Source organism: Enterococcus sp. DIV1307a, from assembly GCF_050537425.1.
Taxonomy (GTDB): Bacteria; Bacillota; Bacilli; order Lactobacillales; family Enterococcaceae; genus Enterococcus; species Enterococcus faecalis.
In genome coordinates this window covers 1,352,214-1,377,368 of record NZ_CP172914.1, presented here as the reverse complement: position 1 = coordinate 1,377,368, position 25,155 = coordinate 1,352,214, and the positions used below count along the sequence as shown (strand labels likewise).

17 protein-coding genes are annotated in these 25,155 nt (G+C 37.3%); 14 read left to right on the top strand and 3 right to left on the bottom strand.

Annotated features, from left to right (window positions below; translation table 11 throughout):
* The first annotated feature begins 12 nt into the window (after positions 1-12).
* From parE to IGL90_RS06650, 6 genes are all read left to right on the top strand, one after another.
* Positions 13-2,070 (top strand): DNA topoisomerase IV subunit B, encoded by a 2,058-nt coding sequence (parE, locus tag IGL90_RS06675; protein WP_002381887.1) that lies wholly within the window; start codon positions 13-15, stop codon positions 2,068-2,070.
* 12 nt (positions 2,071-2,082) lie between these two features.
* A complete protein-coding gene (parC, locus tag IGL90_RS06670) occupies positions 2,083-4,545 on the top strand; it encodes a DNA topoisomerase IV subunit A (protein WP_002357527.1) in 2,463 nt (820 codons plus the stop codon).
* Positions 4,546-4,834: 289 nt separating this feature from the next.
* Entirely contained in the window at positions 4,835-7,081 is a 2,247-nt protein-coding gene (gene pflB / locus IGL90_RS06665) for a formate C-acetyltransferase (RefSeq protein WP_002357529.1), read from the top strand.
* Between the two features lie 76 nt (positions 7,082-7,157).
* Positions 7,158-7,922, top strand: coding sequence for a pyruvate formate-lyase-activating protein (gene pflA, locus IGL90_RS06660; protein ID WP_002357530.1), 765 nt, complete (start codon positions 7,158-7,160; stop codon positions 7,920-7,922).
* Between the two features lie 95 nt (positions 7,923-8,017).
* Positions 8,018-8,944 (top strand): manganese-dependent inorganic pyrophosphatase, encoded by a 927-nt coding sequence (locus tag IGL90_RS06655; protein ID WP_002360265.1) that lies wholly within the window; start codon positions 8,018-8,020, stop codon positions 8,942-8,944.
* 71 nt (positions 8,945-9,015) lie between these two features.
* Positions 9,016-9,900: a DUF1803 domain-containing protein gene (locus IGL90_RS06650; protein WP_002379467.1), complete on the top strand. Its 885-nt coding sequence runs from the start codon at positions 9,016-9,018 to the stop codon at positions 9,898-9,900.
* Positions 9,901-9,958: 58 nt separating this feature from the next.
* Here the strand turns inward: IGL90_RS06650 and IGL90_RS06645 are convergent, their stop codons facing one another.
* On the bottom strand, positions 9,959-10,510 hold the full coding sequence (locus IGL90_RS06645) for a DUF2179 domain-containing protein (protein WP_002361848.1): 552 nt from the start codon (positions 10,508-10,510) through the stop codon (positions 9,959-9,961).
* A gap of 180 nt (positions 10,511-10,690) precedes the next feature.
* Between IGL90_RS06645 and cls the strand changes: the two genes are divergently transcribed.
* The 4 genes from cls to IGL90_RS06625 all read left to right on the top strand — a co-directional run bounded on the left by cls (position 10,691) and on the right by IGL90_RS06625 (position 15,994).
* Entirely contained in the window at positions 10,691-12,151 is a 1,461-nt protein-coding gene (gene cls / locus IGL90_RS06640) for a cardiolipin synthase (protein ID WP_048736819.1), read from the top strand.
* A 282-nt stretch (positions 12,152-12,433) separates the two neighbouring features.
* Complete coding sequence (locus IGL90_RS06635) at positions 12,434-14,314, top strand: beta-glucoside-specific PTS transporter subunit IIABC (RefSeq protein WP_048736817.1); 1,881 nt, start codon at positions 12,434-12,436, stop codon at positions 14,312-14,314.
* A complete protein-coding gene (locus tag IGL90_RS06630) occupies positions 14,314-15,723 on the top strand; it encodes a glycoside hydrolase family 1 protein (protein ID WP_048736816.1) in 1,410 nt (469 codons plus the stop codon). The genes IGL90_RS06635 and IGL90_RS06630 overlap by 1 nt, the downstream gene beginning before the upstream one ends.
* A 109-nt stretch (positions 15,724-15,832) precedes the next feature.
* Positions 15,833-15,994 carry a hypothetical protein gene (locus IGL90_RS06625; protein ID WP_002357537.1) on the top strand — a complete coding sequence of 54 codons (162 nt, stop codon included), beginning with the start codon at positions 15,833-15,835 and terminating at the stop codon, positions 15,992-15,994.
* A 59-nt stretch (positions 15,995-16,053) separates the two neighbouring features.
* Here the strand turns inward: IGL90_RS06625 and IGL90_RS06620 are convergent, their stop codons facing one another.
* Both IGL90_RS06620 and IGL90_RS06615 read right to left on the bottom strand, forming a co-directional pair.
* Positions 16,054-17,034, bottom strand: coding sequence for a LacI family DNA-binding transcriptional regulator (locus IGL90_RS06620; protein ID WP_430604669.1), 981 nt, complete (start codon positions 17,032-17,034; stop codon positions 16,054-16,056).
* A gap of 18 nt (positions 17,035-17,052) precedes the next feature.
* On the bottom strand, positions 17,053-18,513 hold the full coding sequence (locus IGL90_RS06615; protein WP_002382334.1) for a sucrose-6-phosphate hydrolase: 1,461 nt from the start codon (positions 18,511-18,513) through the stop codon (positions 17,053-17,055).
* Positions 18,514-18,755: 242 nt separating this feature from the next.
* Between IGL90_RS06615 and IGL90_RS06610 the strand changes: the two genes are divergently transcribed.
* From IGL90_RS06610 to IGL90_RS06595, 4 genes are all read left to right on the top strand, one after another.
* On the top strand, positions 18,756-20,429 hold the full coding sequence (locus IGL90_RS06610) for a glycoside hydrolase family 13 protein (protein ID WP_048736814.1): 1,674 nt from the start codon (positions 18,756-18,758) through the stop codon (positions 20,427-20,429).
* Between the two features lie 16 nt (positions 20,430-20,445).
* Positions 20,446-22,374 carry a sucrose-specific PTS transporter subunit IIBC gene (locus IGL90_RS06605; RefSeq protein WP_002360285.1) on the top strand — a complete coding sequence of 643 codons (1,929 nt, stop codon included), beginning with the start codon at positions 20,446-20,448 and terminating at the stop codon, positions 22,372-22,374.
* A 272-nt stretch (positions 22,375-22,646) separates the two neighbouring features.
* The gene (locus IGL90_RS06600; protein WP_002363971.1) at positions 22,647-23,528 is read left to right on the top strand and encodes a helix-turn-helix domain-containing protein; all 882 of its coding nucleotides are present in this window, start codon (positions 22,647-22,649) and stop codon (positions 23,526-23,528) included.
* Positions 23,529-23,660: 132 nt separating this feature from the next.
* The gene (locus tag IGL90_RS06595; protein WP_010826515.1) at positions 23,661-25,094 is read left to right on the top strand and encodes a cryptochrome/photolyase family protein; all 1,434 of its coding nucleotides are present in this window, start codon (positions 23,661-23,663) and stop codon (positions 25,092-25,094) included.
* The last annotated feature ends 61 nt before the right edge of the window (positions 25,095-25,155 follow it).

The following is a 25,155-nucleotide window of genomic DNA, read 5'->3' as shown; positions in this document are numbered from 1 at the left end:
GGAGTTTTTTCTTTGGCTAAAAAAATTAACAATGAGTACAATGATGCCTCTATCCAAGTCCTAGAAGGATTGGAAGCAGTGAGGAAAAGACCTGGTATGTATATCGGTTCAACCGATAGCCGTGGACTCCATCACTTAGTCTATGAAATTGTCGATAACGCAGTCGATGAAGCGTTATCTGGCTACGGGAATGAAATCAACGTAACTATCCAAAAAGATAATAGTATTTGTGTTGCAGACTCTGGCCGCGGAATGCCAACAGGGATGCATGCTTCTGGTATCCCAACAGTAGAAGTAATTTTTACTGTCTTACATGCGGGTGGTAAGTTTGGCCAAGGTGGCTATAAAACTTCAGGCGGACTCCATGGGGTAGGTGCCAGTGTTGTTAATGCCTTATCTAAGTGGTTAGAAGTTCATATTGTTCGTGATGGCGTAGAATACATGGAACGATTTGAGGACGGCGGTAAACCAGTTGGTACCTTAAAAAAAATCGGCAAAACAAAAAAACGCAACGGTACCTCCGTTACTTTTTTACCTGACGACACCATTTTCTCTACGACAAATTTTTCTTACGAAATTTTAGCAGAACGTTTGAGAGAATCAGCTTTCTTATTAAAAGGCGTCAAAATTACTTTAACAGATGAACGTGGGGAAGAACCCAAAGAAGAAGTCTTCCACTACGAAGAAGGTATTAAAGAATTTGTTGCCTATCTAAATGAAGAAAAAGATACATTAACACCCGTTGTTTATTTTTCAGGAGCCAAAGAAGGTATTGAAGTTGAATTAGCTTACCAATACAACGATGGCTATTCTGAAAATGTTTTATCTTTCGTTAACAATGTCCGCACAAAAGATGGCGGTACCCACGAAGTCGGTATGAAAACGTCAATGACGAAGGCGTACAATGAATATGCACGGAAAGTGGGACTATTAAAAGAAAAAGATAAAAATTTAGAAGGTAGCGACTTCCGTGAAGGCTTAGCAGCCGTCCTTTCTATTCGAGTACCAGAAAACTTACTACAGTTTGAGGGCCAAACCAAAGGAAAATTAGGTACACCTTTAGCAAGAACCGTTGTCGATAACGTCGTAGGCGAACAAATGGGCTTCTATTTACAAGAAAACAGTGAAATGAGTCAATCATTAATTCGGAAAGCGATTAAAGCCCGTGAAGCCCGTGAAGCGGCTCGTAAAGCCCGTGAAGAAAGCCGGAACGGTAAAAAACGGAAAAAAGGTGAATCGTTACTTTCTGGAAAATTAACACCGGCTCAATCCAGAAATCCTAAGAAAAATGAACTATATCTTGTCGAAGGAGACTCGGCCGGTGGCTCAGCAAAACAAGGGCGCGACCGGAAATTCCAAGCCATTTTACCGCTACGAGGAAAAGTCATTAATACGGAAAAAGCGAAAATGCAAGACATCTTGAAAAACGAAGAAATCAATACTATGATCTATACGATTGGCGCAGGCGTTGGTCCTGAATTTTCAATTGAAGATTGTAATTATGATAAAATCATCATCATGACCGATGCGGATACCGATGGTGCCCATATTCAAGTGTTGCTATTAACGTTCTTCTATCGTTATATGAAACCATTAATTGAAGCCGGCAAAGTCTACATTGCCTTACCACCACTTTATAAAGTCTCTAAAGGAACTGGAAAAAAATCAGTCATTGAGTATGCTTGGACCGATGGTGAATTGGCAGAAGTGATTGATAAAGTTGGTAAAGGCTATATGCTCCAACGCTATAAAGGTCTGGGGGAAATGAATGCAGAACAACTTTGGGAAACAACGATGGATCCTGAAACTAGAACCTTAATTCGTGTTCGGATTGATGATGCAGCTCAAGCAGAACGCCGTGTGACCACATTAATGGGCGACAAAGTCGAACCTCGTCGAAAATGGATTGAACAACATGTTCAATTTACGTTGGAAGAAGATGGCAGTATTTTAGATCGTTCAGAAGAAGACACTTCTGCACCAACAGGAGAAAGTCTTTTAGATGCGGAAAAAACAAAAGAAGCAGAACAAACCGATGACACTGAAATCAGTTTGTTTGACATAGAGTAGGGAGTGACAATTTTGGAAAAACGCCAAGAAGTTCAAGAATTAACCCTTGAAGAAGTAATGGGCGATCGTTTTGGAAGATATTCCAAATACATCATTCAAGAACGGGCCCTACCAGATATTCGAGATGGGCTAAAACCAGTACAACGCCGCATTCTCTTTTCAATGAATAAAGACGGCAATACCTTTGATAAAGGCTTTCGTAAATCAGCAAAATCTGTCGGAAACATTATGGGGAATTATCATCCCCATGGCGACAGCAGTATTTATGAAGCGATGGTGCGTCTAAGTCAAGACTGGAAATTACGGGAAGTACTAATTGAAATGCACGGAAACAACGGAAGTATGGATGGCGACCCACCAGCGGCGATGCGTTATACAGAAGCTCGTTTATCACAGTTAAGTGGTGAGTTGTTAAAAGATATCGACAAAAATACCGTCGATTTCGTCTGGAATTTTGACGATACAGAAAAAGAACCCACTGTTTTACCAGCCAAATATCCTAATTTATTGGTAAACGGCTCAACGGGGATTTCAGCAGGCTATGCAACAGAAATTCCTACGCATAATTTAGCGGAAATCATTGATGGAACTGTGTATTTAATTGATCATCCTAATGCAAGTTTAGAGAAATTAATGGAATACATTCCAGGACCAGATTTCCCAACAGGTGGGATTCTACAAGGAAAAGCAGAAATTAAAAAAGCCTACGAAACCGGCCGTGGTAAAGTAATTTTACGTGCGAAGACAAAGATTGAGCCTTTAAAAGGCGGCAAACAACAAATTGTCATTTCTGAAATTCCTTATGAAGTCAACAAAGCAACGCTAGTGAAGAAGATGGATGAAATCCGTTTAAATAAAAAAGTAGACGGCATTGCCGAAGTTCGTGACGAAAGTGACAGAACTGGCTTGCAAATTGTTGTTGAACTAAAAAAAGATGTCAATGCAGAAGGTATTTTAAATTATCTATTTAAAAACACTGAATTGCAAATCAATTACAACTTTAACATGGTAGCCATCGACAACATGACCCCGCAACAAGTGGGCCTAAAACGGATTTTAGAAAGTTACATTACGCATCGCAAATCAGTTATCATTAACCGTTGTCAATTTGAGTTGGACAAAGCTCGCAAACGTGAGCACATTGTTGCTGGTTTAATTAAAGCATTGTCTATCTTAGATAAAGTGATTGCAACAATCCGTGGCAGTAAAGATAAAAAAGATGCGAAGAAGAACTTAGTATCCGACTATGCGTTTACTGAAGAACAAGCTGAAGCAATCGTTACTTTACAGCTATACCGTTTAACCAATACGGATATTACTGATTTACAAGAAGAAGCGAAAACTTTAGAACAACAAATTGCTGAGTTATTGAACATTTTAAACAATGAAAAAGAACTATTCTCAGTCATGAAAAAAGAACTTCGCGAAGTTAAAAAGCAATATGGCAATCCGCGCTTAACTCAAATTGAAGAGGAAATCCAAGAAATCAAGATTGAAACAGCCGTGTTAGTTGCGCAGGAAGACGTGGTCGTAACCGTGACGCACGAAGGCTATATCAAGCGGAGTAGTATTCGTTCTTATACAGCATCAAAACCAGAAGAAATCGGCATGAAAGAAGGCGACTTTTTATTATATGCTGGCGAAGTCAATACATTAGATCATCTTTTACTAGTAACAAATAAAGGGAATATGATCTATCGCCCCGTCCATGAGTTGCCAGATTTACGCTGGAAAGAAATTGGCGAACATATTTCTCAAACCATTTTAAATCTTGCTATCGATGAATCGATTATTGCTGTATATCCTTATAAAGAGTTAAGTCCGACAAAAACCTTTGTTTTCATTACAAAAGCTGGCATGATTAAACAAACCAAAATGGCTGATTTTGAGCCTTGGCGCACTTATAAGAGCCGCCCGACATCTTGTATGAAATTAAAATCAGACCAAGATGAAATTACCAATGTTTATTTAACAAATGATCAAGACTTATTGGATGTTTTCCTCGTTAGCAATCGCGGTTTTGGCTTACGTTATCCATTATATGAAGTACCAGTCGTGGGTAGTAAAGCGGCTGGAGTTAAATCAATGAACCTCAAAGAAGACGATTATGTCGTTAATGGTTTGCTGGTTCATTCTGAAGGGGATACACCGATTGTCATCGTTACCCAACGTGGCGGTGTTAAACGCATGTTAGCCCAAGAATTAACACAATTAGGACGAGCAAAACGTGGATTAATGGTCTTACGGGAATTGAAGAAAAATCCACATCGTGTTGTCTTTATGTCTGAAAGTACCGATTTAGATTTATTAGTTACTACGCAAAAAGGCACACAAGAAGTTATTCAGTCGAAAAACTATCCAATCAGTGAACGAACATCCAACGGTTCCTTTGTCATCGATGAACAAAAAGATGGCCAAGTAATGGAAGTCCACGAGATGCATTCTGCAGTGATTGAAGAAGAACAAACAAACTAAACTGTGTTATAAATATCTCCACAGCAGCCATCTGTATTAATACAGATGGCTGCTGTTTTTAATACAGAAGTACATTTTTCACAAGTGATAACAACTATAAATCGTTCTTATTTTCACAAGTATAAATGTTTATATATCAGCATTTAGAATCTTTTCTCCTCATTTATTTATTAAGAAAGTGCAATAAATAATAAAAAAACGCTTGCATCTAAAAGGTTATGTGTTATACTAATCACATAAAGCTGTTACATACAATCAAGTAGCAGTTAACTAAGGAGGCAAACACTTCATGAAACAATGGGAAGGCTTTAAAGGCGACAAATGGAGAACAAGCGTTGACACTCGTGATTTTATTCAAAACAACTACACAGAGTACAAAGGCGACGACAGTTTCTTAGAACCAATCGCTCCGAGCACTGACAAATTATGGACAAAACTACAAGAATTATTTGAAATCCAACATGAAAAAAATGGCGTTTATGACATGGATAGCGATATCCCAGCAACTATTACGTCACATGAACCTGGTTACTTAATCAAAGAAGAAGAAAAAATTGTCGGTTTACAAACAGATGTACCATTAAAACAAGCATTTATGCCATTCGGTGGTATTAAAATGGCGAACAATGCCTTAGTTTCAAATGGTTATGAAACTGACGAAGAAATGACAAAAATCTTCACAGAATACAGAAAAACACATAACCAAGGTGTTTTTGATGCCTACACAGCTGAAATGCGTTTAGCACGTAAAAACAAAATCATTACTGGTCTTCCAGATGCTTATGGCCGTGGCCGTATTATCGGTGACTATCGTCGTATCGCATTATATGGTATCGACTACTTAATGGAACAAAAGAAAAAAGATCATGATAACACTGGTAACAAAGAAATGACAGACGATGTTATTCGCTTACGTGAAGAAATTTCTGAACAATACCGTGCGTTAAATGACTTAAAACAAATGGCTGCTTCTTATGGTTTCGATATTTCTCGTCCTGCTGCAAATGCGCAAGAAGCAATCCAATGGTTATACTTTGGTTACCTAGGTGCCATTAAATCTCAAAATGGTGCGGCAATGTCAATTGGTCGTATCTCAGCATTCTTAGACATCTATATCCAACGTGACTTAGAAGCTGGTTTAATCACTGAATTTGAAGCACAAGAAATGATTGACCATTTAATCATGAAATTACGTATGGTTAAATTTGCACGGACACCAGAATACAACCAATTATTCTCTGGTTATCCAATTTGGGCAACATTATCTATTGCTGGTATGGGTATTGACGGTCGTTCATTAGTTACCAAAAATGACTTCCGTATCTTACACACCTTAACAAACATGGGACCATCTCCAGAACCGAACTTAACTGTATTGTATTCTTCTCACTTACCAGAAGGCTTCAGAACATATGCAGCTAAAATCGCGAAAGAAAGCTCATCTATCCAATTTGAAAACGATGACTTATTACGTGAAAACTGGGGTTCTGACGACTGCGCAATCGCATGTTGTGTTTCTGCAACAGTTATGGGTAAAGATATGCAATTCTTCGGCGCTCGTGCGAACTTAGCGAAAGCTGTTCTTTATGCAATTAACGGCGGAGTCGACGAAAAAACTAAAATGCAAGTAGCACCAAAATATCGTCCAATGACTGGTGACAAATTAGATTACCACGAATTCATGGAACGCTATAAAGACATCTTAGACTGGTTAGCTGAATTGTACGTTAACACATTAAATATTATTCATTACATGCATGATAAATATGCATATGAAGCACCACAATTAGCTTTAATGGATACTGATTTACAACGGACATTCGCAACTGGTATTGCCGGAATCTCTCATGCGACTGATAGTATCATGGCAATTAAACACGGTGAAGTAGAAGTAATCCGTGACGAAGATGGTATGGCAATTGATTATGTACCAACAAAAGAATTCCCAACATACGGAAACGATAACGAAGAAGCCGATGCAATGGCTAACTGGATTTTAGATTACTTTATGACACAAATTAAACGTCAACACACATACCGTAACTCTAAACCAACGACTTCATTATTAACAATCACTTCAAACGTTGTTTATGGTAAAGCAACAGGGAACACGCCTGACGGACGTCGTGCCGGCAAACCTCTTGCACCAGGTGCGAACCCAAGTTATCAAGACGGTAAATTCTTAGGTGAGAAAAATGGCTTGTTAGCTTCATTAAACTCAACAGCTCGTTTAGAATATACAATCGCTTTAGATGGTATTTCTAATACACAAACCATCAACCCTAATGGTTTAGGTAAAGACGACGATACAAGAATTAACAACTTACGTAACGTATTAGATGGCTACTTCGATAAAGGTGGTTACCACTTAAACGTAAACGTATTTACAAACGAATTATTATTAGATGCACAAGCACATCCAGAAAAATATCCAAACTTAACTATCCGTGTATCTGGATATGCCGTGAAATTCCGTGACTTAACTCCTGAACAACAAGCAGACGTTATTTCAAGAACTTCACACGACAGACTATAAAAAACATTTACATTATTTAACTGAAAGGGTGACATTTAACGTGTCATCCTTTTCGTTTGAAAGAAGAGGGATCATTATGACAACACCAGTTACAGGTAGAATTCATTCAACAGAAAATTTTGGTACCGTTGATGGCCCAGGTGTCCGTTTTATCGTATTTACACAAGGGTGTCGCATGAGATGTCAATTCTGTCATAATCCAGATACTTGGAAAATTGGTTCCGGTGGTCGTGTGGTGACGACTGACGAAGTATTAGAGGAAGCATTACGTTTTCGCTCTTATTGGGGCGAAAAGGGTGGTATCACTGTCAGTGGTGGTGAGCCGCTATTGCAAATGGACTTTTTGATCGATTTATTTAAAAAAGCCAAAGCACAAGGCATTCATACAACCTTAGATACGTGTGGCAAGCCTTTTACTCGGGAAGAACCCTTCATTAGTCAATTTGATGAATTGATGAAGTATACAGATTTACTCTTATTTGACATCAAACATATTGATAACGAGCAACATAAACTGTTAACAACGCAATCAAATGATAATATTTTAGAGATGGCTACCTATTTATCTGAAATTGACAAACCTGTTTGGATTCGCCACGTATTGGTGCCTCAACGTAGTGATTACGACGAATATTTAATCCGTCTGGATGCCTTCATAAAAACATTAAACAATGTAGATAAAGTTGAAGTGCTTCCTTACCATACGATGGGCAAGTACAAATGGGAAGAACTAGGTATTCCTTATCCATTAGAAGGAATTGAGCCTCCTAAAAATGATCGTGTTGAAAATGCGAAAAAACTACTACATGTCGAGGACTATCAAGGTTATCTAGCACGTTAACAAACGAAAAAATAGAAAAGAAGACAATTTTTTTGTTGTTTCTTTTCTATTTTTTGTTATCATTAAGAGTGAATCAAAACCAAGGAGTGTGTATTATGTCAAAAATTTTAGTTTTTGGACACCAAAATCCTGATACAGATGCTATCGGAGCAGCAATTAGTTTTGCTTACTTACAAAAAGAATTAGGAAAAGAGACAGAAGCTGTCGCTTTAGGAACACCAAGTGAAGAAACTCAATATGCCTTAGATTATTTTAATATTGAAGCACCACGTGTTGTCACTGAAGCAGCTAGCGAAACAAACCAAGTCATGTTAGTGGATCATAACGAATTCCAACAAAGCATTTCAGATATCGCTGAAGTAAACATTTTAGCAGTAGTGGATCATCACCGGATTGCCAACTTCGAAACAGCAGATCCATTGTATTATCGTGCAGAACCAGTAGGGTGTACCAGTACAATCATCTATAAAATGTTTAAAGAAAATAACGTGACAATTCCAGCTCAAATTGCTGGTATGATGGTCTCAGCGATTATTTCTGATACATTATTATTTAAATCACCAACTTGCACACAAGAAGACATCGATGCAGCGCACGCCCTAGCTGATATTGCTGAAATCAATTTAGAAGGCTATGGTCTTGACTTATTAAAAGCAGGAACAAATTTAAGCGATAAATCAGCTGAAGTCCTTTTAGATTTAGATGCTAAGAGCTTCCCAATGAACGGCAAAACAGTTCGCGTTGCCCAAGTAAATACCGTCGATTTAGCAGAAGTTTTAGATCGTCAAGCTGAATTAGAAGCAGCTATGGCCGCAGAAAATGCAGCCAATAATTATGACTTGTTTGTCTTAATTATTACGAATATCCTAGACAGTGATTCTGAATTATTAGCGATTGGTGCGGAACAAGCCAAAATTGAAGCAGCGTTCAATGTAACATTAGTTAACAATCGTGCGTTCTTACCCGGCGTTGTTTCTCGTAAAAAACAAGTAGTACCACAATTAACAGAAGTCTTTAACTAAAACCGTAAGCGCCTAAGCAACGCGATAAATTCCTTGTTGCTTAGGCGCTTCAATAGTAAAGGGGCGTTAACATGAATGATTTAGCAATTTACTATCATTCTCCGCAACAAACGAAACAATACAATCATTTGCTCAACCAATCACTTTTTTTCCCTCTTGTTACTTTTATGTATGAACATCGGGAAGAAAGAATCATTTTAAGACAATTAAAAGCGGCCTTTGCAACAGAAGCCAAGTTAGAACAATTTTTATCAGAAATGATTGATTGTCAGTTAATCATTCGGGAAAATCGTCAATATCGTTTGAATTTTCCTATTTATACGGCAGCTGAAGTTGCGAGTTTGCCCTTGGCTGAAGACGAACTTCCTAAGTTTAAAGGAACTGTAACAGAGCAATTATTTTGGCTAGCTGAATCTTTTTGGCCACAAGTGTTTCCAGAAGAGGAAGACTATTTTTTTGGCGTGAGCGGTGGCCTCACATTTTATCAAAAACAAAGATTGGCCTCGGCACAACTATCTATAATTACGCTTGAAAAAGAAAAGACAGAGGTTCCAACAATGCCTCGTTATTTTGATTACTTGGGCAAAGAGCAATCCTTGCCAGAAGCCTTCAGCGCTTTATATGACTTGCTAGGGGACGTAAATCCTGAATACTATCTTTCGCAAGCGAGAAGAGTCATTAAACAAGCTCTGCGAGGCCGCAAAGTCAGTACTGTGCCTAATATTTTTCAAGAAAGTTTGCACTTGACCCAAGTGATTACGATTGACCAGGACCACTTAAAACTCCTTTTACCAGTAGCAACGGAACAAGCCGAGCCTTTAGAAGCACAGTCGGATATTCTAGCATTTTATTATGAAAAAATTGCTAACCGATCGGCCATCGAACGCTTAGTTTTTATGCAACAATTGATTGAGCAACTAGGTACGAACTCTCTAAGTTATCTTAGAATAAATTAAAGTTACGATAATTTTATTATGTAAACTAAAAATCAATAACAAGAAATGGCGCCGCTTCTTAGTGAGAAATGGCGTCATTTCTTTTGCGAACTTTTTTCGTCCAAAAACCACCGGAAATGAACTTAGGCTCATAGGAAATGATAAATGCTCTCGGCTCTAATTGATTGATTAATTTGTACAATGTACGTTCGTTTTTTCTTGGGGAAAGGATTTCTAAAACCATTCGTTCTCCTTCGCGTCCGTAGGCGACACTTTGCGTAACACCATAGCCGTGTTCACGAAGTGTTTCTGGTAAATGAAATTGTTCAGTAGTAGAAGGGAGGATAACCGATACCATAATATAACCCAAGGCCAAATAGTCTTCGATTTTAATTCCTACACTAATGCCAACAGCGTAACCAAGCGCATAAACAAGTAAATTTAAAGGATTGTCTAACCGATTCAGAACCATACTCAGCCCTAAGACATAAATTGTTATTTCAGCCATACTAACCAGCGGTGCAATAACCCGATAACCTTTCATCGTTAACATAAAACGAATAGTATTTAAGGTAATATACGCAAAATTAATGATAAAAATCATAGCTAACATTTTCAAATCAACGACCATAAAATAAGTACCTCTTTTCAAAATCTTTACATCCAGCCCTCATTATAGTACAGAAAAACTGAGAATCAAAGGCGAAACACTTATAGAAATGAATTCTTTTTTGAATACTCGCTCATATTATTCGCCTAATTTAACTGTTATTTGATATAATCTTAGTATGAAGTAAGAAGGAGGTAAGCGATGAAAATTTTTGTTTGGATTTTGTTATTTTTATTAGTAATTAACGTTATTGCTGCCTTAATTACTGTTTTTAGAAAACCTCGTAGTATTTCCAGCGTTTTAGCATGGATGATGACGTTGATTTTCTTGCCTGGTATCGGCTTTATTATTTACTTATTCTGTGGGCGAGGTATCGATGGACAAGAAGTTTTTAAATTGTCTGATGATGAAAAACAAATGGTTCAACGAATTAAAGAAAAAGTGGACGTTGATAACAAAAAAGCAGGGCGCGATAAACGTTATGATTTACTTTATGATGCGAAAGTTTTAAATCGTTATTTCCGGAATATGGACGCATCACCGTTGGCCAAAAGAAATAGTTTGCAATTATTCACAGATGGCCAAGAAAAATTCCAAGCATTATTTGAAGATATTCGTGCAGCGAAAGAAACCGTTCATGTGGAGTATTATGCGTTTTTTAATGACACAATTGGCAATCAATTTTTAGATGTATTAATCGAAAAGTTGCATGAAGGCGTGGAAGTTTACTTAATTTACGATCCTTGGGGTTCACCCGGCGCAAATAAAAAGTTTTTTGCTCGTTACGTTGACGCTGGAGGAAAAGTAGCTCCCTTTATTACTTCTCGTGATATGATCCGTAAAACACGTCTAAATTATCACTTGCATCGAAAAATTGTTGTCATCGATGGGAAAATTGGCTGGACCGGCGGGTTCAATGTTGGGGATCAATATTTGAATGGCACCGAAAAATTTGGTTACTGGCGAGATACCCATATTCGTTTGGTCGGGACGGCCGTATTTTCATTGCAAGAGATATTTATCATGGATTGGAATGCTTCAGTCAAATATCCTGAAGAACGTATGACGTATCATGAAAAATATTTTAAATTACCAGAAGATCATGAAGTGGAGCATTTGTCCTTACAAGTTGTTTCAGATGGTCCTGATTCAGAAGAAGAAATTTTGAAAAGCGGGTTTGTTCGGATGATTTTCTCTGCAGAAAAGAGTGTCTGGATTCAAACACCGTATTTAATCCCTGATGATAGTATGATTAATGCGTTGTTAGTGGCGGTTCGTTCAGGTGTCGACGTGCGAATTATGATTCCTTGTATGCCTGACCATCCCTTTATTTACCGCGCGACACAATATTACGCAAATTACTTACACAAACGCGGCATTAAAATTTATATTTATGATAGTGGGTTTATTCATGCAAAAACAATGGTGATTGATGATGAATTAGCTATGGTTGGGACAACAAACCAAGATATTCGCAGTTATTCATTGAATTTTGAGGTAAGTACGTTTATTTACAATCCCGACATTGCGTGGATGTTAGCGCAAGTCTTTGAAGAAGATATAGAAAAAAGTGTCTTACTAACCGACGAGATAATTAAAAAACAAGGGTACTGGCTACGATTCAAGCAAAACTTTTCACGCTTGTTGTCCCCAGTCTTGTAATCAAATAAATCAGCAGTGAATGTAGTAAACTACTATTTTCACTGCTGATTTTAGTAACAAAACACTGAGTTGCTCTACCTAATTCATTGATAATCCCTCTAAATAATGGTAAATTAAAAATAAATTCAATCAGCTATTCTATCGTGAGAAACATAGTTATTACGTAGATCAGATCAAAGGGACATTCACGACGAGCAAATATTGAGTGTGTTTGCTGAAACGTGCATGTGTGATTTGGTCTTTTTTATTGAGCTGTTATTTTATAGATAAGGAGTGGTCACCATGGACTACCAAGCAATAGCAAAAGAAATTTTGAAAGACGTAGGTGGCAAAGACAATATCGTGGATGTCACACATTGTTATACACGATTGCGTTTCGTATTGAAAGATACGAAACAAGCGAACAAAGAAGCCTTACTACAAACAGAAGGTGTCATTTCTGTTGTTGAAAGTGGCGGGCAGTATCAAGTGGTTTTAGGCAATAAAGTTGCGCATGTCTATAATGCTCTAGAACCTTTGTTGGCTCAGCAACTTACGACCAAAACATCCACAAAAGAAAAAAATTCATTAGGTAATCGAATTTTAAATACTGTTGCCGCGATTTTCACACCTGTCGTACCAGCAATTGCCGCTTCAGGCATGTTAAAAGGAATTCTAGCCATTGCTGTGATGGTCGCAAACAATTTTTACCAGGTCGATTTAAAACCTTTGAATACGTATATTATTTTAAGCGCCGCTTCCGATGCACTTTTTTATTTTATGCCAGTTATTTTAGGTTATTCAGCTGCTAAGGTTTTCAAAACAAACGAATATATCGCTATGGTAATTGGTGCCACCTTATGTTATCCGACCATCGTTTCATTAATGACTGAAGAATCAGCGGTTACCTTGTTTGGATTACATGTGACCAAAGCCAATTATGTTTCCACGGTAATTCCTATTATTCTTGCAATTTTTATGTTAGCTTATGTGCAACGCTTTTTGGAAAAAGTGATTCCAGAAGTTCTAAAAATTATTATGGTTCCTACGCTATCATTACTTTTAATGATTCCAGCCACTTTATTATTATTTGGACCGATAGGGATTTATTTAGGTGACGGCGTAAATTGGTTGTATTATTATATAATGAATTTGAGTCCCATCTTGTTAGGCGGTTTTATCGGTGGAATTTGGTGTGTCTTAGTCATTTTTGGGGCTCACCGCGGACTTGTACCAATTGGGATTAATGATGTCGCTCGAACAGGGCGGCAAAATTTGCTAGCGTTTGCTGGTGCAGCGAACTTTTCTCAAGCGGGCGCCGCATTTGGCGTGTTTGTCCGCACAAAAAATAAAGGCTTGAAAGCCGTTGCTGCCTCTGCAACAGTGACTGCATTATTTGGTATCACAGAACCAGCCATTTATGGGGCAAACTTGCGGCTAAAAAAACCGATGATTTATGCGGTGGCTAGCGGAGCAGCAGGTGGGGCCTTAATGGGCTGGGGCGGCTCCTATGGGACAGCCTTCGCTAACCAAGGACTCTTGACCATCCCAGTTTATGCAGAAGCAGGAACCAAAGCCTTTATTTGTTATTTATTAGGTTGTGGCATTGCTTTTTTTGGTGCATTTCTATTAACGATTTTTCTAGGCTTTAATGATTTACCGCTTGACGATTCACGTCAAGAACCCGGCATAAAGACAGTGGCAACGACAGTCAAAGAAAAGCAACGGATTCAAGCACCTGTTCAAGGACAACTCGTATCTTTAGACCAAATCAACGATGAAGTCTTTGCTTCTCAACAAATGGGAAAAACGCTAGCTATTTATCCGACAGAGGAACAAATTGTTTCACCAGGAAATGGGCAAGTGACGGCTTTATATCCAACTCATCATGCAATTGGCTTAAAGTTAGACAATGGTGCTGAAATCCTCCTTCACATTGGAATCAATACAGTCGAATTAAAAGGGCGGGGATTTGAAACGTTCGTAAAAGTAGGAGAAAGGGTCAGACTAGGACAAAAACTGCTCTCTTTTGATAAACAAGTTATCCAAGCTGCTGGTTATGATCCAACCGTCTTAGTCATCGTAACAAATACTGTGGAAATGGCTATAATTGAGACAACCAAACAAACAGAGATTACACCACAAACAAATTTATTTTTCATGCAAGTAAAGGAGCAAAACTAATGGTTAAACAATTTAAGAACGATTTTTTATGGGGAGCTTCTTCCTCCGCTTTTCAAATTGAGGGCGCTTGGAATGAGGACGGCAAAGGCCTAACAGTTGCTGATTACAATTCTTTTAAAAAGTCAGCTGTACAAGCAGATACGAAAATCGCCAGCGATTTTTACCATCATTTCAAAGAGGACATTGCGTTAATGAAAGAATTAGGCTTAAAAACCTATCGTTTTTCTCTTTCATGGGCACGAATCATTCCAACAGGTGATGGCGAAATCAATCAAGCCGGCATCGATTTTTATAATGCTGTCATTGATACACTTTTAGAAAACGATATTTTGCCGTTTGTCACACTTTATCATTTTGATTTACCTTTTGCGTTGGTGGAAAAATACAATGGTTGGGCGGATCGTCGCTGCGTTTCCGCATTTCAACGCTATGCGCAAGTCTGTTATCAAGCATTTGGTGATCGAGTCAAAAATTGGCAAGTTACGAACGAACAAAACTTAATGATTCGTGTTGATGAACGAATGAATATGTACGATGTTGCACCAGAAAATGTTGAAAAAATTCGTGCACAAATGGATTACCATATGTTTGTTGCCCATGCGTTAGCGACGAATGATTGTCACCAATTGGTCGCTGGGGGAAAAGTCGGTCCCTCTGTTTCCTCAACGATGACTTATCCTAGTTCTAATAAGCCTGAAGATGTTTGGGCAGCTCGTATGAATGATAACTTTAAAACGAATTACGCTCTAGAAATGTATTGTTTTGGCGAATACCCTGGTTACTATCAAGAGTATTTAACCAAATGCGGCATTTATCCCGAAACACAGCCAGAAGATCAAGCAATTTTGAAAGCCGCTAAACCAGATTTTATCGCTCTTAATTATTATCGGACGTTAGTCGCTAGCTATTTACCGACAGATGAGCAACACCCATTGGGTACGAAAGAAAAGGACATTGATTTTGATCTATACGGTTATTTTAAAATCGAAAAAAATCAACATTTAAAAACCTCTAAGTATGGTGCCCAAATTGATCCAACTGGTCTACGTTTAGTTTTAAATGATTATTATCGTCAATACCGTTTGCCGTTAATCATTACAGAAAACGGCTTAGGCACACCAGATCACCTAACAGAGGACGGAAAAATTCATGATGATTATCGAATTGCGTATTTGCATGATCATATTGCTGCTTGTCATGCGGCTATTTCTGACGGTGTTGAGTTGTTTGGCTATTGCCCTTGGTCGGTCATGGATATTTTAAGTTCCCATCAAGGATTCAAAAAACGCTACGGTTTTATTTACGTTAATCGTGAAGACCATGAGTTAAAAGATTTACGACGCATTAAAAAAGATAGTTTTTATTGGTACCAATCAGTTATTAAAAATAATGGGTTATCAGAAGAATAGTGCCCAAAAAAGGATCATCCATTGCATAAGCGGGTGATCCTTTTGTTTTCAAGTTCTCTCATTCCGTGTTAGGCTTAAGTTAATAAACCCATTAAAGGTGGTGAGAGAGATGAATAATTACGATTTATGGAAATGGGCTGCCGGGAAACGAACCGAAAAAAATAAAAATGAAACCTATAGCGCCAAAAATTGGTGGTATGTTTTACTAATGCTCGGTGTATTTGTAGGGATCATGTTGTTGTATTATTTAATCTCTGTGCTTTGGAATTAAGGGAAAATAGGCAAATGAGGAATTAAGAATAAAAAAAGACACCTGAAAAGGTGTCTTTTTTAACAGGATTCAGACAATGATAGCTGAATCGGAATAGGATAATTTTCCCCAAGTGCAACATCAGGATCCTTCATTCTACGAAGCAGTAAGTCAATCATAACGTCACACATCTCGTCGATTGGCTGCACAATGGTTGATAGTTGTGGGGCAATTCTTTTGATTAATTTTGTCCCATCATAACCAATTACTTTTAATTCTTCAGGAATGGATATCTTCAATTTTTGAGCAATATTCATAACTGTAATTGCTGTCAAATCATCTGTACAAAAGATGCCGTCTACAGTTTTATTTTGAAGCAAACGTTCGATTTCTAGATTTTTTAATGTTGTTGAGGTCCCATTATCAATTTGTAGAATCGTTTTTTCTGCGCCATATTTTTCCATTGTTTGTTTATAACCAGCCAATCGATAATCGCTAGGTGCGCCTGTGTTATTAGCACCAGTAATAATTGCAATCTTTTGTGCACCACTTGCAAATAAGGCTTCAGTGGCTTTTTGGCCCCCTTGAAAGTTTTGCGAAGAGACAATTGGAATGCCAGGTGCCAAGAAACGGTCAAAGGAAACAATAGGTAGTGAAACATTTTCATATTCGTTAATAGCTAAGTTATGGCTACCAGTGATTACACCGTCCACTTTATTTGCAGCGAGCATTCGTAAATAGGCGCGCTCTTTTTCTGGATCTTTTTCACTATCACATAAAATCACTTTATATCCTTGAACAAAGAGCTTTCTTTCCAGTGTTTCAATTAATTCACCAAAAAATGGATGACTAACAGAAGGGAAGACTAAACCAATCAGCTGCGTACTTTTTCCTTGGAGGCTTCTGGCTAATCCATTAGGTTGATAATTTAATTCTTCCATCGCTTGATGAACTTTATCAATTGTTTTTTGACTAAGATAACCATAATTATTAATCACGCGGCTTACCGTTGTCGGGCTCACCCCAGCAAGCTTTGCTACATCCGTTAATTTAACCACCATCAAAATTCACCATCATTCCTAATTATTCGTATTTTCCAGCTCATAAAAACAAGCTTTTGCCGTCTTGGATAGATGAAGATACTGTTGCGCTTTATCTGGAAAGAAGCGACCAGTCATCGTTTTTTCACCTTTATTTACATAGATTTCTGCAACAGAGCAATCAACAAAAATAGTTAACTGAACTGACTTATTTTTCCTAATTTTAGTTTCACGAATTGTGCCATACTTTTCAGCAAAAGATTGGCCAGCAAATGTTCGATCAAGGGTTATTTTACCATGAATCGTATCAATTGTAATTAAAAGTCCTTTTGAACCCGTTTCGTTCGCTAAAAGCCGAATAAAAGCAATCTCATTTTTGGGAATATCCACTTCTAATTCAAAAGAAGCAGTAGATAAGAAATGGCAGCCATTTGATAAAGTAGTAGCGGATTGACGAAGCATTTCTGTTTCAGAAACTGGATATTGAAATAGTTTCCCGTTGTGAATTGTGAGTTCTTTAACCAGACTTAAGCCATTTGCCCAACCCTCCACATCACTTGGGTAAGTGATTTCTGGCAACCCAATCCAACTGACCGCAAGTGCACGACCATCTGGCGCATTAAAGGCTTGAGTGGCGTAGACATCAAATCCTTCATCTAAATTTTCAAAAGGCCCAGCCTGAACTAAAGAAAGATTCTCCAAATCAAACGTTTCGGCCAATGTGTACATATTCGGATAGATATTCTGATAACTTTTTACAGATGGAGATAGACCTTGTGGGCAAAATAATAAGACAGGCTGGCCATCAATAAATACCAAATTGGGGCATTCAACCATGTAGCCTAATTCTTGGTTGGTGAACGTCAATTCGCCAAGTTGATGAAAATTGTGTACATTTCGATCTTTAGAAAAATAGACCACAATTTTTCCTTGTCCATTTAAATCACTAGCACCAATTAATAAAACAAGTCCTTCTTGATAAGGAAATACCATCGGATCACGAAAATGGGAAGAATAATTGGGGTCAATAGGTAGGAATGGTGTTGATTCCTTTGTGATCGCACCTAAAGAATTCAGCCATGCAATATTTTGATATGCAAATCGTTGCCAAGTTTGATCACGAACATTTCCTGTATAAAATAAACATAGTTGGTTATCTATTGTTAAAGCTGAGCCTGAATAGACGCCATGAGAATCATATTCAGAGTCGGGATAAAGGGCAATTCCTTCATAATCCCAGTGAATTAAGTCGGAGGAAGTTAAGTGGGCCCAACTTTTTAGTCCGTGAACACTCCCGAAAGGAAACGCTTGATAAAATAAATGCCACTGGTTATTGAAATACGAAAAACCGTTGGGATCATTTAGTAGTCCTGTCTGTGGTTGAATATGATACTTAAAACGCCAACTAGATTGCGCGATAATAGAAGTTAGATTTTCGAGGTGAGCAGATGTCCAAGAAGAATAAGGCGCATAACGTAATTCATCCGTCCATTGGTTCATGATGCTTGACATAAGTAATGTCTCCTTTATTAGAAAATAGTAGTTAGTCTAATAGTATAAACAAATCAGAAAAAAGTCAAACGTATAACATATATAAATCTATTTAAATCAAAAGAATATTATAATTTACATTTATTTATGATAAACGTTTGACATATTACGCAAAAACGAGTATCATACAAAATGTAAAAACGGTTACAGAAAAAATTAACAGGACTAGTTTAAGAGTGAGGAGAACCAGAATGAACAGAAATTGGTGGCAAAAAGAAGTGGCCTATCAAATTTATCCACGTAGCTTTTCGGATAGTAATAATGACGGAATTGGTGATTTACAAGGCATTATTCAAAAACTGGATTACTTAGAAAATTTAGGAATTACGCTGATTTGGCTGAGTCCAATGTACCCGTCGCCAATGGCTGACAATGGATATGATATTTCAGACTATTATGGTATTTCTAGCGATTTTGGTACAATGGCAGACTTCGATGAACTCATTGAAGAAGCAAAAAAACGAAACATAAAAGTTATTTTAGATTTGGTGGTAAACCATACATCTGATGAACATGATTGGTTTCAAGATGTTTTAAAAAATCCTCAAAGTCGTTTTCGAGACTTTTATATTATAAAAGAAGGACGAGAAGCACCTACAAATTGGCGGTCTAACTTCGGTGGTAGTGTTTGGGAAAAATTACCTGGGGAAGATGCCTACTACTTTCATGCCTTTCATAAAAAACAGCCGGATTTAAATTGGGAAAATCCTGAACTACGCAAAGAAATCTATCAAATGATTCGTTTTTGGTTAAACAAAGGAATTGCTGGTTTTCGTGTAGATGCGATTAATTTTATTAAGAAAGATTTGACTTGGACAAACTTACCTGCTGATGGGGCAGATCAATTAGCCAAAGTAACAAAAGCTAGTAGAAACATGCCAGGAATGAGTGACTTTCTGAACGAATTAAAAGAAAAAGCTTTTGCTGGCTTTGATATTGTCACAGTTGCCGAAGCGGCCGGCGTCAATTATCTAAATTTATCAGAATTTATTGGAGAAACAGGGTATTTCGACATGATTTTTGACTTCAAATGGGCTGATTTGGATGTGAAATCAGGAAGCGAATGGTTTTATAGAATCGATTGGTCTTGGAATGATTTACGCACATTAATTTTCAAACAGCAAGAAGCCATGCAAGAGGCTGGTTGGAGTGCAAATTTTATTGAAAATCATGATCAACCTCGAGCGACAACGAAATATTTAAAAGAACAGGCTCAACAGCCAAATGCGGTTAAAACATTCGGCGCCATGTATTTCTTTTTAAGGGGCACGCCTTTTATTTACCAAGGACAAGAATTAGGAATGACCAATTTTGAAAGGGGTTCGATTGATGAATTCGATGATATTTCTAGCATTGATCAATACTATCGAGCAATAAAAGAAGGATTTACGCCCAAAGAAGCCTTGTCACTTGTCAATTTGCGTAGTCGAGACAATGCCCGCACGCCTTTTCCATGGAATGATTCTATGTATGGCGGTTTTTCAAGCGTCAAGCCTTGGTTAGGAATGGTGGATAATTATAAAGAAATCAATGCCGAAGCAGAAATAAAAAATAGTCAAAGTATTTTTCATTTCTATAAGCGGATGATTGCATTTCGTCAAAAGAGTCCCTATACAGACATCTTACTTTATGGAACATTTGAGGGTCTGTCAAATCTTCCAGATAATGTTATTGCTTATAAACGCAAATTAAATGAAAAAACGATTTACGCCTTTTTTAATTTTGGTGAGGCGGTTCCAATCCCTCATTATTTAGTTAATGGCACAGTTATTTTTGATACACAGTCTGAAGAACGAGAGCAATTAGTTCAGCAGGGAACATTATTAAAAAGCTATCAAGGACTATTGATTACTATAAATGAGTAGCTAGGAGGAGTATAACATGGCAGAAAATTATCAGCAGGCAGCCAAAGACATTATTCAATTAATCGGTATGGATAACATTATATCGGTCACCCATTGTCAAACGCGGTTACGTTTTATTTTGAAGGACCATGAACAAGTAGATGGTAAACAACTAGAAAAAATCGATTTAGTCAAGGGGGTTTTTTATAATGGTGGTCAATACCAAGTGATTTTAGGAACTGGTATTGTGACTAAAGTGTATGATGAAATAGAAAAACTTGGAATCAATGTTGTGTCAAAAGCAGAGCAAACAGCAATTTTAAAAAATAATGAAACAGGCATGCGCAAAACAATGCGCATTTTAAGTGAAATATTCATTCCAATTGTTCCAGTAATTGCAGCAACAGGATTGTTCCTAGGGTTAAAAGGTGTTATTTTTAACGATACTTTTTTACAATTATTCGGAGCAAGTGTAGCCAATATTCCTGAAAGCTTTCAACAAATTGTCTCTGTCATTACAGATACCGTCTTTGCCTTTTTGCCAGCTTTGATTGTTTGGTCTACCTTTAAAGCATTTAATGCGACGCCTGTAATCGGGATTGTTATTGGTTTAATGATGGTATCACCCATTTTACCAAACGCTTATGCAGTTGCAACACCAGATTCTGGCGTGAAAGCTATTATGGCTTTTGGTTTTATCCCAGTTGTCGGTGCACAAGGGTCCGTTTTAAGTGCAATTGCTGCTGGTATAATTGGCGCAAAGATTGAACTTTTTTTCCGAAAAAAGATGCCGAATATTCTTGATCAAATTTTTACACCCTTTATGACTATGTTAATTACTTTTTTAATCATGATTCTCGGAATTGGCCCAATTTTGCATACCGTTGAGTTAGGCATGGTAGATGTTGTCCAATGGTTGATTGGGTTGCCCTTAGGATTAGGTGGTTTCGTGATTGGTGCCTCATATCCTTTAATGGTTTTGATTGGTATTCATCATACACTAACTATGGTAGAAACATCATTATTAGCAAATACAGGATTTAATGCATTGATTACAATATGTGCCATGTATGGGTTTGCCAACGTTGGCAGTTGTTTAGCCTTTGCGAAAAAAGCGCAAGATAGCAAAGTGAAGTCGACAGCCATTGGTTCTATGTTGTCTCAATTATTTGGAGTTAGTGAGCCTGTGTTATTTGGATTACTTATTCGTTGGAACTTAAAACCGCTGCTATGTGTCTTGTTTACATCAGGTTTAGGCGGAGCAATTTTAGCTATTTTTCATATTCAATCAAATTCTTATGGCTTAGCCGTTATTCCTTCTTTCTTAATGTATATCTATAGTGCACATCAATTAGTGATCTATTTATTAGTCGCACTTTTATCTGTCGGTGTATGTTATGCATTAACCAGTCTATTTGCAATTCCGCAAGAAGTTTTGATTTCAGATAAAGTAATCGAAGAGGAAGAACGCGAAGTCTTTGAAATGCAACACAATACCTTAGATGAACAACTTTTTTCTCCGGTAACTGGTTACGCCATGAATCTTACTGCTGTTAATGACCCAGTATTTTCAAGCGAGATGATGGGCAAAGGTTTAGCAATCATGCCAACAGCGAACAAGGTTTACGCGCCTGCAGATGGTTTATTAAACTTGGTTGCAGAAACTGGGCACGCTTATGGTATCCAAACGGACGCAGGAGCTGAAGTATTAATTCATATAGGAATTGATACTGTCACATTGGGACAGGAGGTCTTTCAGACACAAGTAACCCAAGGTCATCGTGTTAAAAAAGGAGATCTTTTAGGAACGTTCGATCGAAAAGCCATTAAAGAAGCTGGGCTTGACTCAACTGTCATGGTTATCATTACAAATACTTCAAGTTATTTAAGCGTAGAGCCAATGATGTCAGATCATAATGAAATTACGCCGGAACAAATCATTTTAAATCTAAATACACCTAACTAAACAAAAGAACAGCAAGAAGTAGTTATCACTTCTTGCTGTTCTTTTTCTTAATAAAAAACCAATGATTTTCGGTTGTATTTGTCTATCCGTTTGTAGTATGATTGAGTCAGTTTTAAAGGAAACATGCCAAGTATGGAAGACCATACTTGACACGCATTGACTAATTAAACATGGGGAACGTTGCCATAAGTTGATGTTCCAGTCAATAATGCAAGTAAATCAAACATAGCATGTACCTCCTTTAATTGATAATCAAAGTATAACATTTTTTAATGAATTTACATAATAATACAAGTGGAGGTCTGTTCGTGAAGGTAGCAGGAGACAAAATAAAACAAGCGAGAAAACTTAAAAAAATCACACAATCAGAGCTGGCTAACGGCATCTGTACGCAAGCAACAATTAGTAATATTGAAAACCGTAATCTATGTGACAGTTTAGATATTTTCTCATCTATTTGCCTCCGATTAGATTTAGAAGTAGAAGAATGCATGATGATTTCTGAAGAAAAGAAAATTGAAAATCTACTAAACAAAGTCGAGGATTTATCTTTACGGTTATTTCACTTAGAGGCCTACAATTTATTACAAGAAGTGCCTGAAGGTCTTATCTTATCTAATAATGAACTAACGACTAAATTGTTATATTATAAGGGAATTACTTGTTTATTAGGAAAAAAAGATAAAGCAGAGGCCTTGTTTTACCTATACCGGGGCGCGGAAATTGACCGTAAAGTCAATATTTACAACATTTTAAGCCTGAATGCGCTAGGTACGCTATACGAACTGGAAAAAGATATGAGAAAAGCGCAAGTGTATTACGAAAAATCATTACAAGAATTGGAACAATTTAAATTAGAATGTTCCTTGGAGCGTTGTAGAATTTATTATAATTCTGCTAAATTCTACTCGGAAATGAAAGACTACCAAAAAAGTGTCATTTTAAGCGAAAAAGGGATTCAGATTTGTCGTGACAAACACTCCATTTATTTGCTAGATTATCTTTTATATGAAAAAGCCTTTAACAAACAAATGCTCGGGGAAGACACAGCCGATGACTATCGCCAAGCCTATTATTTTACACAATTTTTTGGCAATACGGAAGTCCTGCAATATATTGAGAAAGATATGAAAGCTTTTAATATTTCCTATTAATTTAATCAAAAAGCCGATAAAAGCTGAAAACTCAGTTTTTACCGGCTTTTTGAAAAATATAGGCAAGTTGCTTTTAAAAATCAGCAGTCACGGTTACGATAAGCAAGACGAAGTATTTAGGAGGATTTAAAAATGAAAAGAGTAATGTGGTTTAGACGTGATTTACGATTACAGGATAATAAAGCATTAGCACACGCGTTACAAAATTCTGCAGCTGATGAATTGATTTTATTATTCCAAATGAATCCTCAACAATTTATTCAAGAAAGTGCTAATCATAACGCTTTTTTTGCAAGCTTAGCCTCGTTCAAAGAACGAATCGATCAAGAGGCACATTTACAAATCATGGTCGGCGAACCATTAGATTTATTTTCACGTTTGAAACGCAAATTACCCGATTGGCAGGCCATTTATTTTAATGAAGATACTTGTGGCTTTGGGGCAAAGCGGGACCAGCAAGCTATGCGCTTTTTTGAAGAAAATAATATTCAGTCTTTCTCTTTTCAAGATGCCTATTTGCATGGCTCTGAAGAAATTAAGAAGAACGATGGCAGCAAGTACCAAGTGTTTACGCCCTATTACAATAAATGGAAAGAGGCGCCTAAAGAAACACCGATTCCTGTTTCCTATACAGCTGAAAAAATTTTTAGTGCGTGTCTTTTTCCAGAAGAGGAAGCAGCTTATCGTGAACAGATTGCGAGGATTCCTTTAACACACTATAGTGTCGGCGAAGAAACAGCCAGAAGGCGCTTAAATACTTTTATTGATCAAAAACTTCAATCCTATGAAAATAAGCGTGATTTTCCTTATCAGGATCAAACGAGTCATCTGTCTACTTTTTTAAGAACGGGAGAACTTTCGATTCGCACCATTTGGCAAGAGCTTGCATCTGTGCCTTCTAGCTTAAGTAAAGAAACCTTCAAAAAAGAATTAGCTTGGCGCGACTTTTACAATATGATCTATAGTGCGTTTCCACAACAAAAAGAGGAAGCTATTCAAGAAAAATTTCGTTATATTCAATGGACAAATGACCCAGAAATGTTTGTCAAGTGGCAAAAAGGGGAGACGGGGTACCCTATAATTGATGCCGCAATGCGACAACTGAATCAAACTGGTTGGATGCACAATCGCTTAAGAATGATTACTGCCTCTTTTTTAGTTAAAAATTTACACATCGATTGGCGTTGGGGTGAAAAATACTTTCAAAAAATGTTGATTGACTATGATGCTGCCAATAATATCGGTGGCTGGCAATGGGCTGCTTCAACAGGAACGGACGCTGTCCCTTATTTTCGGATTTTTAATCCAATTATCCAGTCAAAAAAATTTGATAATGACGGCCAGTTCATCAAAAAATATGTTCCAGAACTTAAGCAAGTGCCACAAAAGTATATTCATCAACCAAATCTAATGAACGAAGCCTTACAAACGCAATATCATGTACATTTAGGAGAAAATTATCCAAAACCCATTGTCGATTATGCATCAAGTAAAAAACAAACATTGTTTCTATATGAAGCGAGCAAAGAAATTCATCAAGAAATGAACAATCCAAGGTTTCAATAAACAGTAAACCCAACTAGCTTAGCAAACAACTTGTAAGGTTAGTTGGGCAAATTAATTAGTC

Coding starts and splice junctions, on each gene's coding strand:
- pflB (WP_002357529.1), top strand. CDS start 4,835: ATGAAACAATGGGAAGGCTTTAAAGGCGACAAATGGAGAACAAGCGTT.
- pflA (WP_002357530.1), top strand. CDS start 7,158: ATGACAACACCAGTTACAGGTAGAATTCATTCAACAGAAAATTTTGGT.
- IGL90_RS06655 (WP_002360265.1), top strand. CDS start 8,018: ATGTCAAAAATTTTAGTTTTTGGACACCAAAATCCTGATACAGATGCT.
- IGL90_RS06650 (WP_002379467.1), top strand. CDS start 9,016: ATGAATGATTTAGCAATTTACTATCATTCTCCGCAACAAACGAAACAA.
- IGL90_RS06645 (WP_002361848.1), bottom strand. CDS start 10,510: ATGGTCGTTGATTTGAAAATGTTAGCTATGATTTTTATCATTAATTTT.
- cls (WP_048736819.1), top strand. CDS start 10,691: ATGAAAATTTTTGTTTGGATTTTGTTATTTTTATTAGTAATTAACGTT.
- IGL90_RS06635 (WP_048736817.1), top strand. CDS start 12,434: ATGGACTACCAAGCAATAGCAAAAGAAATTTTGAAAGACGTAGGTGGC.
- IGL90_RS06630 (WP_048736816.1), top strand. CDS start 14,314: ATGGTTAAACAATTTAAGAACGATTTTTTATGGGGAGCTTCTTCCTCC.
- IGL90_RS06625 (WP_002357537.1), top strand. CDS start 15,833: ATGAATAATTACGATTTATGGAAATGGGCTGCCGGGAAACGAACCGAA.
- IGL90_RS06620 (WP_430604669.1), bottom strand. CDS start 17,034: ATGGTGGTTAAATTAACGGATGTAGCAAAGCTTGCTGGGGTGAGCCCG.
- IGL90_RS06615 (WP_002382334.1), bottom strand. CDS start 18,513: ATGAACCAATGGACGGATGAATTACGTTATGCGCCTTATTCTTCTTGG.
- IGL90_RS06610 (WP_048736814.1), top strand. CDS start 18,756: ATGAACAGAAATTGGTGGCAAAAAGAAGTGGCCTATCAAATTTATCCA.
- IGL90_RS06605 (WP_002360285.1), top strand. CDS start 20,446: ATGGCAGAAAATTATCAGCAGGCAGCCAAAGACATTATTCAATTAATC.
- IGL90_RS06600 (WP_002363971.1), top strand. CDS start 22,647: ATGAATTTACATAATAATACAAGTGGAGGTCTGTTCGTGAAGGTAGCA.
- IGL90_RS06595 (WP_010826515.1), top strand. CDS start 23,661: ATGAAAAGAGTAATGTGGTTTAGACGTGATTTACGATTACAGGATAAT.